16 protein-coding genes are annotated in these 15,288 nt (G+C 42.1%); 9 read left to right on the forward strand and 7 right to left on the reverse strand.

Features of this window, described 5'->3' with window-relative positions; all coding sequences use genetic code 11:
* Positions 1 to 16: 16 nt before the first annotated feature.
* Positions 17 to 685 carry a 2-C-methyl-D-erythritol 4-phosphate cytidylyltransferase gene (locus tag OQY15_RS03245; RefSeq protein ID WP_265787683.1) on the forward strand — a complete coding sequence of 223 codons (669 nt, stop codon included), beginning with the start codon at positions 17 to 19 and terminating at the stop codon, positions 683 to 685.
* Between the two features lie 32 nt (positions 686 to 717).
* Here OQY15_RS03245 and OQY15_RS03250 read toward each other — a convergent pair whose 3' ends face one another.
* From OQY15_RS03250 to OQY15_RS03275, 6 genes are all read right to left on the reverse strand, one after another.
* Positions 718 to 876, reverse strand: coding sequence for a lmo0937 family membrane protein (locus OQY15_RS03250; protein ID WP_265787685.1), 159 nt, complete (start codon positions 874 to 876; stop codon positions 718 to 720).
* A gap of 129 nt (positions 877 to 1,005) precedes the next feature.
* Complete coding sequence (locus OQY15_RS03255; protein ID WP_008240955.1) at positions 1,006 to 1,227, reverse strand: DUF2795 domain-containing protein; 222 nt, start codon at positions 1,225 to 1,227, stop codon at positions 1,006 to 1,008.
* Between the two features lie 83 nt (positions 1,228 to 1,310).
* Positions 1,311 to 1,859, reverse strand: a complete 549-nt coding sequence (locus OQY15_RS03260) for a cob(I)yrinic acid a,c-diamide adenosyltransferase (RefSeq protein ID WP_265787716.1) — start codon at positions 1,857 to 1,859, stop codon at positions 1,311 to 1,313.
* Positions 1,859 to 2,623, reverse strand: a complete 765-nt coding sequence (locus OQY15_RS03265; protein ID WP_265787718.1) for an ABC transporter ATP-binding protein — start codon at positions 2,621 to 2,623, stop codon at positions 1,859 to 1,861. The genes OQY15_RS03260 and OQY15_RS03265 overlap by 1 nt, the downstream gene beginning before the upstream one ends.
* A gap of 85 nt (positions 2,624 to 2,708) precedes the next feature.
* Positions 2,709 to 2,999, reverse strand: coding sequence for an Asp-tRNA(Asn)/Glu-tRNA(Gln) amidotransferase subunit GatC (gene gatC / locus OQY15_RS03270; RefSeq protein WP_265787721.1), 291 nt, complete (start codon positions 2,997 to 2,999; stop codon positions 2,709 to 2,711).
* A complete protein-coding gene (locus tag OQY15_RS03275; protein WP_265787723.1) occupies positions 2,996 to 3,730 on the reverse strand; it encodes a lysophospholipid acyltransferase family protein in 735 nt (244 codons plus the stop codon). Before OQY15_RS03275 ends, gatC begins: the two co-directional genes overlap by 4 nt.
* Positions 3,731 to 3,833: 103 nt before the next feature.
* On the opposite strand from OQY15_RS03275, the gene trpS reads away from it, so the two are divergent.
* From trpS to OQY15_RS03315, 8 genes are all read left to right on the forward strand, one after another.
* Positions 3,834 to 4,832: a tryptophan--tRNA ligase gene (gene trpS / locus OQY15_RS03280; RefSeq protein WP_265787725.1), complete on the forward strand. Its 999-nt coding sequence runs from the start codon at positions 3,834 to 3,836 to the stop codon at positions 4,830 to 4,832.
* A 48-nt stretch (positions 4,833 to 4,880) separates the two neighbouring features.
* Positions 4,881 to 5,495 carry a deoxynucleoside kinase gene (locus OQY15_RS03285; protein ID WP_265787727.1) on the forward strand — a complete coding sequence of 205 codons (615 nt, stop codon included), beginning with the start codon at positions 4,881 to 4,883 and terminating at the stop codon, positions 5,493 to 5,495.
* Between the two features lies 1 nt (position 5,496).
* The gene (kdsB, locus tag OQY15_RS03290; RefSeq protein WP_265788355.1) at positions 5,497 to 6,237 is read left to right on the forward strand and encodes a 3-deoxy-manno-octulosonate cytidylyltransferase; all 741 of its coding nucleotides are present in this window, start codon (positions 5,497 to 5,499) and stop codon (positions 6,235 to 6,237) included.
* Positions 6,238 to 6,269: 32 nt separating this feature from the next.
* A complete protein-coding gene (locus OQY15_RS03295) occupies positions 6,270 to 6,806 on the forward strand; it encodes a hypothetical protein (protein WP_265787729.1) in 537 nt (178 codons plus the stop codon).
* 459 nt (positions 6,807 to 7,265) lie between these two features.
* Positions 7,266 to 8,882 (forward strand): CTP synthase, encoded by a 1,617-nt coding sequence (locus OQY15_RS03300; protein ID WP_265787731.1) that lies wholly within the window; start codon positions 7,266 to 7,268, stop codon positions 8,880 to 8,882.
* A gap of 20 nt (positions 8,883 to 8,902) precedes the next feature.
* Positions 8,903 to 10,702, forward strand: coding sequence for a membrane protein insertase YidC (gene yidC, locus OQY15_RS03305; protein ID WP_265787733.1), 1,800 nt, complete (start codon positions 8,903 to 8,905; stop codon positions 10,700 to 10,702).
* Between the two features lie 180 nt (positions 10,703 to 10,882).
* The gene (locus OQY15_RS03310; protein WP_265787736.1) at positions 10,883 to 13,654 is read left to right on the forward strand and encodes a prolyl oligopeptidase family serine peptidase; all 2,772 of its coding nucleotides are present in this window, start codon (positions 10,883 to 10,885) and stop codon (positions 13,652 to 13,654) included.
* A 35-nt stretch (positions 13,655 to 13,689) separates the two neighbouring features.
* Complete coding sequence (locus tag OQY15_RS03315) at positions 13,690 to 14,931, forward strand: spore maturation protein (RefSeq protein WP_265787738.1); 1,242 nt, start codon at positions 13,690 to 13,692, stop codon at positions 14,929 to 14,931.
* A gap of 64 nt (positions 14,932 to 14,995) precedes the next feature.
* Here OQY15_RS03315 and OQY15_RS03320 read toward each other — a convergent pair whose 3' ends face one another.
* Positions 14,996 to 15,235, reverse strand: a complete 240-nt coding sequence (locus OQY15_RS03320) for a hypothetical protein (RefSeq protein WP_265787740.1) — start codon at positions 15,233 to 15,235, stop codon at positions 14,996 to 14,998.
* Between the last annotated feature and the right edge of the window lie 53 nt (positions 15,236 to 15,288).

Below are 15,288 nucleotides of genomic sequence, written 5' to 3' on the forward strand. Positions count from 1 at the left end.
GATACGAAGATCAGTAATGAAACATTACGCCATTATTGTTGCCGGAGGAAAAGGAAACAGAATGAACCGGGATATTCCCAAACAGTTTTTAGAACTGGATGGGAAACCCGTACTGATGCACACCATTGAGGCATTCCACAGATCTGCAGCACAGCCTGAGATTATCCTGGTTCTCAATATCCTGCAACATCAGTTTTGGGCAGCACTTTGTGCTACTCATCGTTTCAATATTCCACATCAGGTGATTGAAGGTGGACAGGAAAGGTTTGATTCTGTAAAAAACGGTCTTCAGGTGATTAATACCGAGGCAGTAGTTGCTATTCACGATGCTGTACGTCCATTGGTAAGCCCGGAACTTGTACAGGCTTCCTTTGAAATGGCAATGGAGAAAGGAAATGCGATTGCAGCGATCCAGCCGGTAGACTCGGTAAGGATAAGGAACAATGAAGGAGGATCCTCCGCCCTAAACAGGGACGAGCTGTATCTTATTCAGACCCCTCAAACCTTTCTCAGTTCACAGTTAAATCAGGCTTATCAGCAAGTTTATTCGAAAGAGTTTACAGATGATGCCTCTGTAGTTGAAAGGGCCGGATTTGGCATCCATATTCTGCCTGGCGAAAGAAGTAATATTAAAATTACCTATGAACAGGATCTTGAGCTTGCCTCATTCCTGTTAAAAAGATAAAGGCTTCTGATTTCTCAGAAGCCTTTTTATAATTAAGCTGCTCTGTTGATGATTTTTAGGAGAATTGCGATTACAGCGATTACCAGTAATACGTGAATCAATCCGCCCACATTACCAAATCCCTGGAAGAAGAAGCCAATGATCCAAAGTATAACAAGTACTACTGCGATCAGATAAAGTAAATTTCCCATAGTTGTAAATTTTAGAATTAAGTTTGTTAATTTAATACAGGGAGTGCCAAAAGACAATCCGCTGACAATTATTAAACAATCTTCGTTCCAAAAAAAAGGCCCCGTTACGGAGCCTTGAATTATGAGTCTTTAGTATTCATCTTCATTGAAGAAGAAATCATCTTTAGTCGGGTAATCCGGCCAAATCTCTTCGATTGTTTCATACGGCTCACCATCGTCTTCCAAAGCCTGAAGGTTCTCAATCACCTCTACAGGAGCTCCGGATCTGATACCATAATCAATCAATTCGTCTTTTGTTGCAGGCCATGGAGCGTCCTCCAGGTGTGATGCTAATTCTAGTGTCCAATACATATTCTATACTAATTTATTGTTCTTATTTAATTTGCAAAAGTATATTAAAAAACTTGATGAAAACAAACTTTTTTTTCCACTTTTTATAACCTTGGTAACCAGAGGTTTTCATCCGCATTCAGATCGAAACCAATTTTTCTTGCCAATACAAACAAATAATCACTCAATCGGTTCAGGTAAACCGTCACCTGGTTATCCACATTACTTTCAGCAGCAAGATGTACGGTGAGCCTCTCCGCGCGTCTGCAAATACACCTGGCGATGTGACAATGCGAGACAATGATATCGCCTCCCGGCAGGATAAAGTGCTTTAATTCGGGAAGAAGCCCATTCATGCGGTCCATTTCCTCTTCCAGCAGCGTAATATCTGCGGCGTGGAGATCAGGGATCTGCATCCTGGATTTCTCCGGATCTGCGGCGAGTGATGAACCGATGGTAAATAAGCGGTCCTGAATTTCCTTTAAAATCTGCCTGGCATGAGGGTCAATATCCTGACACTGGATCAGCCCGATATAAGAATTAAGCTCATCAACTGTGCCATAACATTCTATCCGGAGATGGTATTTTGGGACTCTTGTCCCCCCGATAAGTGAGGTCTCTCCTCTATCCCCGGTCTTTGTGTAGATCTTCATCAGTGTTTACCAATTTGCTCAAAATCATCACCACTCTCCTTTAATTTGGTCAGTCGCGGAGAAACGGTTTTCACATCTGTGTTCAGATAATCGTTTTCAATCAATCCATCGCGCATTCTCACGATACGGTGTGCATGCTGTGCAATATCCTCTTCATGGGTAACCAGGATAATCGTATTCCCCTTACTGTGGATTTCTTCCATCAGTCCCATGATCTCAATTGAAGTTTTCGTGTCGAGATTACCTGTAGGTTCATCGGCAAGAATGATAGAGGGGTTATTGATCAGGGCACGTGCTACTGCCACACGCTGGCGCTGACCACCCGAGAGTTCATTGGGTTTGTGCGTAACCCTGTTGCCAAGGCCCACATTTTCAAGGGCCTGTTTTGCGCGCGCATCGCGGTCTTTTTTACTCGCCCCGGCATAGATCAGGGGCAGAGCCACATTGTCAAGAGAGGTAGATCGCGGCAGCAGGTTAAAAGTCTGAAAGACAAAACCTATCTCCTTGTTTCTCACTTCTGCGAGATCGTCATCTGACATCTGACTTACATTGATCCCGTTTAAGATATAATCGCCCTTGTTCGGTGTATCCAGACAGCCGAGAATATTCATCAGTGTAGATTTCCCTGAACCTGAAGGACCCATCAGGGCTACAAATTCACCTTTGTAAATCTCCAGTGAAACTGATTTCAGGGCATGAATGGTTTCTGTTCCAATCACATATTTACGACCCAGATCTTTTATACTAATTAAGGGGTTCTCCATTTTCGCCTAAATATTTTACTTATAATAAAGCTAACACAAGCTTTCGGTTTAGACACCACCCTGACTGCGATTGTTACAAAAGAAATTATTTATCCAGTATTTTAGGAACGAAGAAAAAGTCTTCATTGTGTACTGCAGCATTTTTCAATCCTTCAGTCACCGTCAGCTCTTGCTTTACCACATCTTCACGCCAGACATTCACTTCAGGGTTCATATAAACCAGGGGCTCCACTGCTGTGGTATCCAGCTCATTCAGTTTCTCCATGAAAGTAAGGATCTTATTCATATCCCCCTGCAGATTTTCCAGCTCGTGCTCCCCGATCTCGATTCTCGCCAGATCGGCAACCTTGTATATCGTCTGTTTATCTATGTTCATTTCTTTATCACTTTACTTTTTATCAGATCAAAAATAGTGTCTTTTAACTGATCCGCATCATCCGCCGTCATATTTTCTGTATAAACCGGCTTATGTACATAAATATCACAGATTCCCGGTCGGCTTCCAAAGCGGAGGCCATCATCCCACAGCTTTTTCCAGGCATCAGTAACGCTCACCGGCAGGATTGCAGTGCCGGTTTCTATGGCCAGTCTGAAGGGACCGTTTTTAAAAGGCGTCATCACCGGCGGATAATGCTCCATGGCAATCCCGCCCTCGGGGAAGATGATCAGGCTCATCCCCTGCCTCAGATGGTCGCCAGCACGCTTAAATGCCCTGAATGATGACATTTTACTACCCCTGTTGACAGGAATATCAATGGTATTGAAAAATATTTTCAGCACCGGGTTTTTTAGCAGTTCATCCTTACCCATGAAACTGAACCTACCCCTGGCCAACAGACAGAAGATCATAATATCCAGATTCGAGGTATGGTTTCCACAGTAGATATAATGCCGGTTTTTATCAGGTTGCTCCTCATAGGTAAAGCGGAAAAATATACCCGTAAAAACGCTGCAAATCAAACTGTTTAGCGCCCTCAGTCTGTTGAGTGTACCATACCATGCCGGTCGCTTTGCCACAAGATAATAGAAAGGATAAAAGAGGATAAAAAAGAGCAGGATGATGAAGAGAAAATAGAAGTAGTGTACTCGCTTTAACAAACGTATCATTGAAATCAAAACTACAAAAAATCCACAACACAATTCTTTCTAACGGTTTTTTCTTAATTTCGGCCTCTTGAATCCTCAAAGGGTTTCATCAAATTCAGATACAATGAGAGAAACGGTAGTAAGCGGCATACGTCCCACAGGTAAATTACATTTAGGCAATTACTTTGGTGCTGTAAGTAATTTTGTAAAGATGCAGCATGAATATAATTGTTATTTTTTCATCGCCGACTTTCATTCCTTAACTACACATCCCACGCCGGGCGATCTGCATGGCAATGTAAAAAACGTATTAGTAGAATATCTCGCGAGCGGTATCGACCCTGAAGTGAGCACCATCTATATTCAGTCGGACGTACCTGAGGTAACAGAACTGTACCTCTACCTCAATATGAACGCCTATATGGGCGAGCTGGAAAGAAGTACTTCCTTTAAAGATAAGATCCGTTCACAGCCCGACAATGTCAATGCCGGACTGCTCACCTACCCATCCCTGATGGCAGCGGATATCCTGCTGCATAAAGCTACAAAAGTGCCCGTAGGAAAAGACCAGGAGCAGCATCTGGAGATGACACGTACTTTCGGAAACCGTTTCAACCGTTTATATAACAATGATTACTTCCCGGAGGCCTATGCTTTCAGTTATTCTGCAAACCTGGTAAAAGTACCCGGACTGGACGGAAAAGGGAAAATGGGCAAGTCTGAGGGTGACGCCAACTGTATTTACCTGGCAGATGCACCTGAGGTAATCCGCAAGAAAGTACTGAAAGCGGTATCTGATGGCGGGCCGACAGAAGAAAACCAGCCTAAGCCAGAGCCGATACAAAACCTGTTCGATCTGATGAAGATTGTTTCTCCCGAAGATACGCTGGCACATTTTGATGAGCTGTATAATAAACGTGCAATCCGTTACGGAGATTTTAAAAAGCAACTTGCAGAAGACATGATCACCTTCAACTCTCCTATCAGGGAGCGCATTGAAGAAATTGCGAAAGATGATGATTATCTACGTAAAATTGCCAATCATGGGGCCGAAAAGGCACGTGAAAGCGCCAGGAAGACGATCAGAGAAGTTAGGGAACTGATCGGATTCAAACCATTTTAAATTATCAATAAATAAAAATTACTACCTTAAGCTCATCACACTGATCGTATGCATATAGCAATAGTTGGAAATATCGGCGCCGGAAAAACTACTTTAACAAGTTTACTGGCCAAAAACTACGGATGGGAAGCCTTGTATGAGGCCGTTGATAACAATCCATACCTGGAAGACTTTTACAGCGATATGAAACGCTGGAGCTTCAACCTGCAGATATACTTCCTGAACAGCCGTTTTCAGCAGATTGTAGATATCGAGAAAAATGAAAGGAACGTCATCCAGGACAGGACAATCTATGAAGATGCACACATCTTTGCAGAAAACCTGCACGAAATGGGTTTGATGACTACCCGTGACCATAAGAACTACCAGGATATTTTTGATAATATCACTTCTTTTATCAAACCACCAGACCTGCTGGTATATCTCCGTGCTTCAGTACCTACTCTGGTTGATAATATCCAGCGCAGGGGCCGTGATTATGAAGCCGGGATCCGTCTCGACTATCTTTCTAAACTGAATGAAAAATATGAAGCCTGGATCAAAGGATATCAATTGGGCAAACTCCTGATCCTGGATAAGGACAAACTGGATTTTACCAACAACCCTGAAGATTTGGGTCAGGTGATCCAGTCTATTGAAGCAGAAATCAACGGACTTTTCTAAGATGGCGACGCTTGGAATTATACCCGCAAGGTATGCCTCTACCCGTTTCCCGGGTAAGCCCCTGATCGATATTGCAGGAAAAAGCATGATCCAGCGGGTGTATGAACAGGCCTGCAGTTCATCCAGTCTTGATCAGGTGGTGATTGCTACCGATGACGAACGCATTATTACAGAAGTGAAACGCTTCGGCGGAGAATTTGCACTCACGCGCTCTGACCACCAGAGTGGTACCGACCGCTGTGCAGAAGTTGCAGAAAAGTTCCCGGGTTATGAAGTTATCATTAATATCCAGGGTGACGAGCCCTACATTGATCCCGTTCAGATTGACCTCCTCAGCTCCTGCTTTGCTGATCCGGAAGTAAAACTGGCTACACTGGTGAAACGCATCAAAGATGAGGATGAACTGTTCAACCAGAATATTCCAAAGGTTGTACTCAACCACCGTCAGCAGGCAATTTATTTCAGCAGACATACCATCCCCTTTTTAAGAAATATTGAACAGGACAACTGGCTCAAAACGCATCAGTTTTATAAACATATAGGTATCTATGGCTATACTGTAGAAACCTTGCTGAAGATCACCCTGTTACAACCCTCTTCTCTGGAGCTTGCAGAAAGTCTGGAGCAGCTGCGCTGGATAGAAAATGGCTATGAAATACAAACCAGGGTGACTGACATGGAATCCATTGCCGTAGACACACCAGAAGATCTTGAAAAAATCATGAAGATGAAGGGTAATTAATTAGCTATATTAGGCAATCAATTTGCTGCTCCATGAAATACGCTTTTTATACCTTTATTACCATTTGTTTATTCTTTACGGCCTGCCAGCAGGACAAACCGGCCGCTGTTGATCCTGCATTAAGAACTAAAGTTGCACTAAGATCATTTAGTGATACAAGCACGCTTGATACTTTCAAAATAATACTCAAGGGCGAAAAGCCTAAAGATATGGAGCTGCTGTTCAGCATTACCACGTCCGCCGGCAGACAAATTTACAGCAAAACGATCAGGGCTACTTCACTCATTGAAAATTACAAAGACAATGTTGATTTAGGGAAAAAGAAAAAACAAGTCAAGTTTATGGAGGATGAACTCGGCCTGTTTCTGGATGAAGAGAACTTTCTTGAACCTGCGGTTACAGCTGATGAACTTCCTGATAAAAATACACCCGACAAAAACTTTTTTGAAGAGCTGAAAAAATCTGAACTCAACGGATTCAAATACCGTCTCGGCAAGGAGAGTAATGTGTATATCGCCTGGTCAGAACGTGCCGGAAAAGTGCTGGCCTATTACGAATGCTGTAAATAGAAAATATACTTAGTGTATTAAAGACACTAAGAGTGTCTGATAAGGGTTAGTCTCAAAATTTTAAATTCACTTTTAATTACCTATCTTTTGATATATAAATGACAAAACCCTCACTAGGGCGTTAAATTTTAGCATTGATAATCAATATGTTATAAATGACAACCGATTTTTTTTACATTAGATATGCAATATTATAAAAATTACATTAGATTTACCTTAGTGTTACGGCATACGACTTTAACATTCGCACAATCAAGCATATTCTAACCAAATATAAAATAAAGAAAGGCCCGGTATCTTACCAGGTCTTTTTTGTTTTCAGGGCATTTTATTCTGCCTGAAAAAAAGCCAAATTCTAATATTTAGCCAAAAATCTGACATTATTTCCGTAGCTTTGTATCCCGTACAAAAACAATAAGAGAGGTCTAAAAAAAGCTCTTATTTCACAAACTCACAAACATGACTAAGTATATTTTTGTTACGGGCGGTGTTACTTCCTCATTAGGGAAGGGCATCATCTCCGCTTCATTAGCCAAACTTTTACAAGCAAGAGGTTACCGTGTAACCATTCAGAAATTCGATCCCTACATTAATATTGATCCCGGAACATTAAATCCCTATGAGCATGGCGAGTGCTACGTAACAGAAGATGGTGCAGAAACAGATTTGGATCTGGGCCACTATGAACGCTTTTTAAATGTGCCTACTTCGCAGGCCAACAATATTACTACCGGTAGAATTTATCAGAACGTTATTAATAAAGAGCGCCAGGGCGAATACCTCGGAAAAACCGTACAGGTTGTTCCTCATATTACCGACGAGATCAAACGCAACATGCGTATCCTGGGTGAAACAGGAGAATTTGATATCGTCATTACTGAGCTTGGAGGAACTGTCGGAGATATTGAGTCATTACCTTTTGTAGAAGCTGTACGGCAGTTTAAATGGGAAGCCGGAGCCAACAATGCTATTGTGATCCACCTTACGCTTGTCCCTTATCTTGCTGCCGCCGGCGAGCTGAAAACAAAACCTACACAGCATTCCGTGAAAATGTTACTGGAATATGGTATTCAGCCAGATATCCTGGTATGCCGTACAGAACATCATATCAATATGGACATCCGTAAAAAGATTGCCTTATTCTGTAATGTGAACGTCAATGCGGTAATTGAGTCTATGGATGCCTCTTCAATTTATTCAGTGCCTTTATTAATGATGAAAGAGCAGCTGGATAAAACTGTTCTCAGCAAATTGAAACTGCCACAGAAAAACGAGCCAAACATGGAAAGCTGGAAAGACTTCCTGGGTCGTCTGAAAAACCCAACTGCTGATGTAAGAATCGGTCTGATTGGTAAGTATGTAGAATTACCGGATGCTTATAAATCTATCATTGAATCGTTTATCCATGCGGGCGCTAAAAACGAATGCAAGGTAAGAATTGAATATATCCATTCTGAAGAAATCTATCCTGATAATGCTGCTGAAAAACTGGGCCATCTGGATGGTGTGCTGGTTGCTCCGGGATTTGGAAGCCGCGGTATAGAGGGAAAAATTGACTCTATACGTTATGTACGTGAAAATGAAGTTCCTTTCTTTGGTATATGCCTGGGTATGCAGTGTGCCGTGATCGAATACGGCCGTAATGTACTGGGACTTAAAACTGCAAACACTACTGAAATTGATACAGAAACTGCTGATCCCGTAATTAATATGATGGAAGATCAGAAAACAGTAACCAATAAAGGTGGTACCATGCGTCTGGGTTCATATCCTTGCGACCTGAAAAAAGGTACTAAGGCTTACAGCGCCTACGGAAAAGCACATATCCATGAGCGTCACAGACACCGTTATGAATTTAACAATGCATATTTGAAACAATATGAAGAAGCCGGAATGATTGCTTCAGGAATAAATCCTGACAGTAAACTGGTAGAAATTATTGAGCTTAAAAACCACCCGTTTTTTGTTGGTGGACAATTTCATCCCGAATTAAAGTCAACAGTTGCTAATCCTCACCCACTTTTTGTTAAATTTGTCGCCGCTGCAATGGAGTACGCGAAGAAAAAAACAAACTAATACGCGTTTAAATAACAATAATGGATAGAAATACATTCACAGGATTATTCCTGATTATGATCGTTTTGGCAGGTTCCTTCTACTTTTTCAAGCCGAGTGAGGCTGAACTGAAGAAAGAACGCGAGCGGATCTCCCTGGACTCTGCAGCAAAAGCTGGTGTAAAAACCAGCCCGGCTACAGTACCTGCAGCAGCACCGGCACCGGATTCATCTGCTTTAAATGGCCCTTTCGGTGGAAATATAACAGGCGCAGCTACCACATCTGTACTTGAAAATGCCGTTTTAAAATTAACTTTTACCAATAAAGGTGGTAAAATCAAATCTGTTGAAGTTAAAGGTGAAAAAAATTACCTGGGCAAACCAGTAGTACTTTTTGATGGCGACCAGAATTCATTTGGCCTCTCCCTTAACATTGGTGGTAAACTGGTAAAAACTGACGATCTCTATTTTACATCTACACAGACTGGCAATTCATTGGTGATGCGTGCCAACTATAGCGCCGACAAATACATTGAATACAGTTACGCTTTAGGAAGTGCTGATTCTCATGACGTTGATTTCAACATCAACCTGAATGGCATGAACCAGATTATCCAGAGAGACAGTATTGCTCTCAACTGGCAGGCTATCCTGATGCAACAGGAGAAATCTTTACAGGCAGAACAGCAATCTTCGGCACCATACTATAAGTATGTGGATGAGAATCCTGATCACCTCAGCTTTGCAAAAGACGAAAGCCTGGAATTGAACAAGGCCAAAATTGAATGGATAGCTTTCAAGCAGCATTTCTTCTCAGCAGTTCTGATTCCGGCAGATCCTTTTGTAAAAGCCAATTCAAGTGTTAAAATCCTGACCACACCTGGTGAAGTCAAAGGTTATTCGGCAAATGTAAATCTTCCTTTCGGTCAGCTTGCTGCTCAGAACTACAAAATGAAGTTCTACTTCGGAACAAACCAGTTCAAAGTACTGAAAGCACAGGGACATGAGCTGGAGAAACTGGTAGAAATGGGTTACTGGCCGTTGAAATATATCAACAGGTTCATCGTTCTTCCGGTGTTTAACTTCCTTGAAGGTTTTGGCTGGAACTATGGTTTAATCATTTTAGTATTAACCATTGCTCTGAAACTTGTATTGTCACCACTGACTTATAAATCATATATCTCGATGGCTAAAATGAGAATTTTAAAGCCGGAGATGGATGAGATCAAAGCAAAGGTTGGTGAGGATAACCCTACCTTATTGCAACAGGAGTATCTTAAACTGTACAAACAGGTTGGGGTAAATCCACTGGGCGGATGTTTGCCGATGCTGCTTCAGCTGCCAATCGTGATGGCCTTCTTCTTCTTCTTCCCGAATTTATTCGAACTGAGAGGACAGAGCTTCCTTTGGATGCATGACCTTTCCACTTATGACGATTTCATCAAGTTTGGTTTCACTGTTCCATTTATTGGCGACCACCTGAGTTTAATGTGTGTATTGATGACCATCTCTACACTGATTTATACTTATTTCAATAACCAGGTATCAGGAGCTACAGGACAAATGAAATATATCGGATACATTATGCCGATCGTATTCCTTGGCGTACTGAATAAATATCCTTCAGGACTTAACTACTACTACTTCCTGGCGAACATGATGACTTTTGGTCAGCAGTTCCTCATCAAGTCGATGGTTAACGATGAGAAAATTCACAACATTCTTAAAGAGAACAAGAAAAAACCTGAGGAGCAAAAGAAAAAATCTAAGTTCCAGGCGCGTTTAGACGATTACATGCGTCAGCAAAACCAGGTAAAATCACAAGACAAGAAGAACAAATAGTCCCTCCTTGTTTTTGACGAAAACCGCCTCATATTTTTATGAGGCGGTTTTTTTTTGATACTCCCGACGCTGATTTTTTCATCCAAAACGTGTAAAAATTGATATACAAATAGGATTTATTAATAATAATTTGCAATTTTTATGCTTCAACAATATTACTATCTAAATTAATTCCGAATCATGCACAAAAAACTCACAATTATCCTCCTCTTCTTGGCAACTTCCCTTTTTGCTCAGAAAAAACCACTAGACCATACGGTTTATGATTCCTGGGAGAGTATTGGTGTTAAACAACTATCTGCCAACGGGCAGTGGGCAGGGTTTTCAATCTTAAAACAGGAAGGGGATGCAAATTTGCACCTGAATAGCCTGTCTGCCAGTACAAAATTAACTATTCCACGGGGCGACCTGCTCAAGTTTACAGGCGACTCAAAGTATGCGGCTTTTCTCATCAAGCCTCTTTTCTCGGTTACCAGACAAGAGAAGATCAAAAAGAAAAAACCTGAGGAAATGTCTAAAGACTCTCTGGGTTTTGTCAATCTGAGCACCAGTGCAGTCACTAAAATTGCAGGTGTAAAATCATTTCAGATTCCGGAAGAAGCGGGTGATTATCTGGTTTATCAAAAAACGCCTGCTGTGGACACCAGCAAAAACAAAGACAAAAAAGAAAGTTCTGATTTGATTTTCAGGAACCTGGTTACAGGTGTAGAAAGGACTTTCAAATATGTAACGGCTTATGAGATCAGCAAAAATGGTAAACAACTGATCTTTACTTCTCCCGGTTCAAAAAAAGACAATACCGCCAAAGCAGGGGTTTTCGTTTTTAACACCGAAAAAGGCACCATCAAAACGCTGGTAAACGTGAAAGGAAACTTCAGTGGTTTTGTGTTCGACCAGGATGGTGAGCAGGTGGCATTTTTAGGCGAAACAACGCCGGAAAAAACGGAAATTAAAGATTATGGAATTTACTATAACTCGCTTACCCTTGATACAGCTCAGGTACTCGTAGACAATGAAATCGACGGTCTACCAGCCAAATGGACGGTGAGTGGTGATGGCAAACTGAGCTTCAGTAAGGAAGGTACAAAGTTATTCTTTGGTATCGCTCCGCTGAAAAAAGCCAAGGATACTACGCTGGTTGATTTTGAGAATGCCAAAGTAGATGTCTGGGGATATAAAGATGATTATCTGCAGCCGATGCAGCTTAAAAATTCAGATAAAGAATTAAAAAGAAGTTACCTCAGTGTGATCGATATCTTCAGCAGTGATCCTAAAGTGATTCCTTTAACTGACCTGAAAATGCCGGAATCCAGTATCGTCAAAGATGGGGATGCAAGCTTTGTGCTTACTTCTTCAGATTATGGCAACAGAATCCAGGCGCAATGGACAGGTGCACGTATCCGTGATTATTATCTGGTAGATATTAAAACGGGCGTAAGAAAAAAGATCATCTCCGCTCTTGATGGGGATGCCTCTGCATCTCCTGCAGGTAATTACATTTTATATTTTGATAAAAAAACCTCTGTGTGGTCTACCTACAGTGTTGCCAGTGGAAAGATCACTGCCCTGAATACAGACGGTAAGATCAAATTTGCTGAGGAAGACAATGATGTACCTGCAGATCCTTCAGCATATGGAGTAGCCGGCTGGACAGAAGATGATAAACAGGTACTGATTTATGACCGATATGATATCTGGAGCTTCAGCCCGGATGGAAAGTCTGCTGCCAAAATGATTACCAATGGATTTGGGCGACAAAATAAGATTACTTTCCGTTATGAAAAAACAGATCCTGAGGAGCGTTTTATCACCCGCAAGGATGATATCTGGTTATCAGCATTCAACAATGATAACAAAGAATATGGCTACTACAGGACACATGCCGGCGACAGTAAGAATCCTGAGCTGGCAGTGATGGCGAAGTTTAAATATTCAGGCCTGGTGAAGGCCAAAGGTGCAGAGCGTTACATCTATGACAAAGCCAACTATACGACTTCACCAAATGTCTATGTATCTTCAGATCTGAAAGCAGAAACCAAACTGAGCAATACCAATCCGCAGCAGCAATCCTATAACTGGGGTACTTCGGAACTGGTAAAATGGACTACGCCGAAAGGTTACCAGTCCGAAGGAATAGTATACAAACCTGAGAACTTTGACCCTTCAAAAAAATACCCGATGATCGTTTATTTCTATGAAAAACTATCAGAAGGTTTATACAATTATATCCCGCCTGCTCCTACCCCTTCCAGATTAAATATCTCGTATTTTGTCAGCAACGGCTACCTGGTCTTTGCTCCGGATATCAGCTATGAAAAGGGATATCCTGGCAAGTCTGCCGAAGAATTTATCAATTCCGGAGTAGAGTCGCTAAAGAAAAACAGCTGGGTGGATGGTGCCAAAATTGGTATCCAGGGACAAAGCTGGGGTGGTTACCAGGTAGCTCACCTGATTACCAGAACCAATATGTATGCCGCAGCCTGGGCTGGTGCACCAGTAGTGAATATGACTTCTGCCTATGGTGGTATCCGCTGGGAGACCGGGATGAACAGACAGTTTCAGTATGAGAAAACGCAGAGCAGAATCGGCGCAACCCTATGGGAGAAACCGGAGTTGTATATAGAAAACTCACCACTCTTCTCTATCCCGAAAGTGAGCACGCCGGTTGTCATCATGTCTAATGACGCTGACGGGGCCGTACCATGGTATCAGGGTATCGAAATGTTTACTGCCTTAAAAAGGCTGGGGAAACCTGCCTGGTTGCTGAATTATAACAACGAAGCACACAACCTTGTCTTGCGCCAGAACAGGAAAGATATCCAGATCAGGGAGCAGCAGTTTTTTGATTATTACCTGAAGGGAGCAAAAGCACCGGTATGGATGACCAGCGGTATTCCGGCGACAGAGAAAGGAAAATCCTGGGGATTTGAGCTTACTGATGATAAGCCTTAATTTTTCTTTACCTTCATGCTTTCAAATAAAAATTAATGGCTTTAAATTATCTGTGGGTAGCATTCTTTCTTATTGCCTTTGTGGTGGCCCTGATCAGGCTGATCTTTTTTGGGGATACAGAAATATTTAAACTGATTGTTGACGGCACATTTGAGTCGGCCAAAATTGGGGTAATGGATATTGCACTGCCACTGGCGGGAATCATGACGTTATGGTTGGGAATCATGAACATCGGAGAGAAAGCCGGAGCTATAGGCTTTCTCTCACGTATCATCGGTCCCTTTTTCAGCCGTATCTTTCCGGAAGTACCAAAAAATCATCCTGCAACGGGTCATATGGTGATGAACTTCTCGGCAAACCTGCTGGGGCTGGATAATGCTGCCACCCCCTTCGGGCTGAAAGCGATGAAGAGTTTACAGGAGATTAATCCTGATAAAGATACGGCCAGCAATGCGCAGATCATGTTTCTGGTGCTGCATACCTCCGGTCTTACACTGATCCCTCTCGCGATCATGGCCCAGCGGGCAATCCTGGGTGCCGCGGACCCTTCAGATATCTTTATTCCCTGCATGATTGCCACCTATGTTGCAACTGTAGTGGGCTTAATTGCAGTCGCCTTTAAGCAAAAGATCAATTTGTTCGACCGTGTGGTCATTTCCTGGCTCGGGGGTATCACTTTAGGAATAGCCGCACTGATCTACTATTTCACAAACTATCTGACTAAGGATGAGATACAGCTCGTATCAAAGGTTGCTTCAAATATCATCCTGTTTTCAATTATTATCATCTTTATCCTGGGTGCACTGCGCAAAAAGGTCAATGTATATGATGTTTTTATAGAAGGTGCAAAAGAAGGATTTACCACATGTATCACGATTGTTCCGTACCTGGTAGGTATGCTTGTCGCCATTGGTGTACTCAGAAATTCCGGTGTTCTCGGTTATATCGTAGATGGTTTTACCTGGTGTTTTGTGCACATGGGTATCAATACAGATTTCACCCCGGCCTTGCCAACGGCATTGATTAAACCACTCAGCGGCAGTGGTGCCAAAGCTATGATGGTGGATACGATGAAAACTTATGGTCCCGACTCCTTTGTGGGCAGGCTTTCCTGCGTTTTTAATGGCTCTGCTGATACCACCTTCTATATCGTTGCCCTCTATTTTGGTTCTGTAGGTATCAAACGTACACGCTACGCTATTCCATTCGGTTTAATTGCGGATCTGGCCGGAATTATTGCAGCAGTATTGGTCTCTTACCTGTTCTTCCACAAATAATCCGGGCATAAAAAAAGCCTCTGCTGATTAATCTCAGGCAGAGGCTTTTTTTTATTTCGTTTAGCTACGCTAACTGATGAACGTTTAAATGATTGATGATCTTCTCCAGAACACCAGGCTCAACATTCACATACTTGGACGACCTCCACGTCGATGAGGGTTTATCCAGCCAAACACAAAATGAATGATAACCATCCATTATCACGGCGTAGGTTTCATGAAAATCGTCCTGGATTCTCATACAAAAACCTGTCACAGGTTTACCCTGCACATCAAACTGAAAGTTGAGATAATTACTTAACATACTCATATCTGGTTAGTTCATTTACCTTAACAAATATGGACATCAAATGTTCA

Source organism: Pedobacter sp. MC2016-15 (genome assembly GCF_026239695.1).
Taxonomy (GTDB): domain Bacteria; phylum Bacteroidota; class Bacteroidia; order Sphingobacteriales; family Sphingobacteriaceae; genus Pedobacter.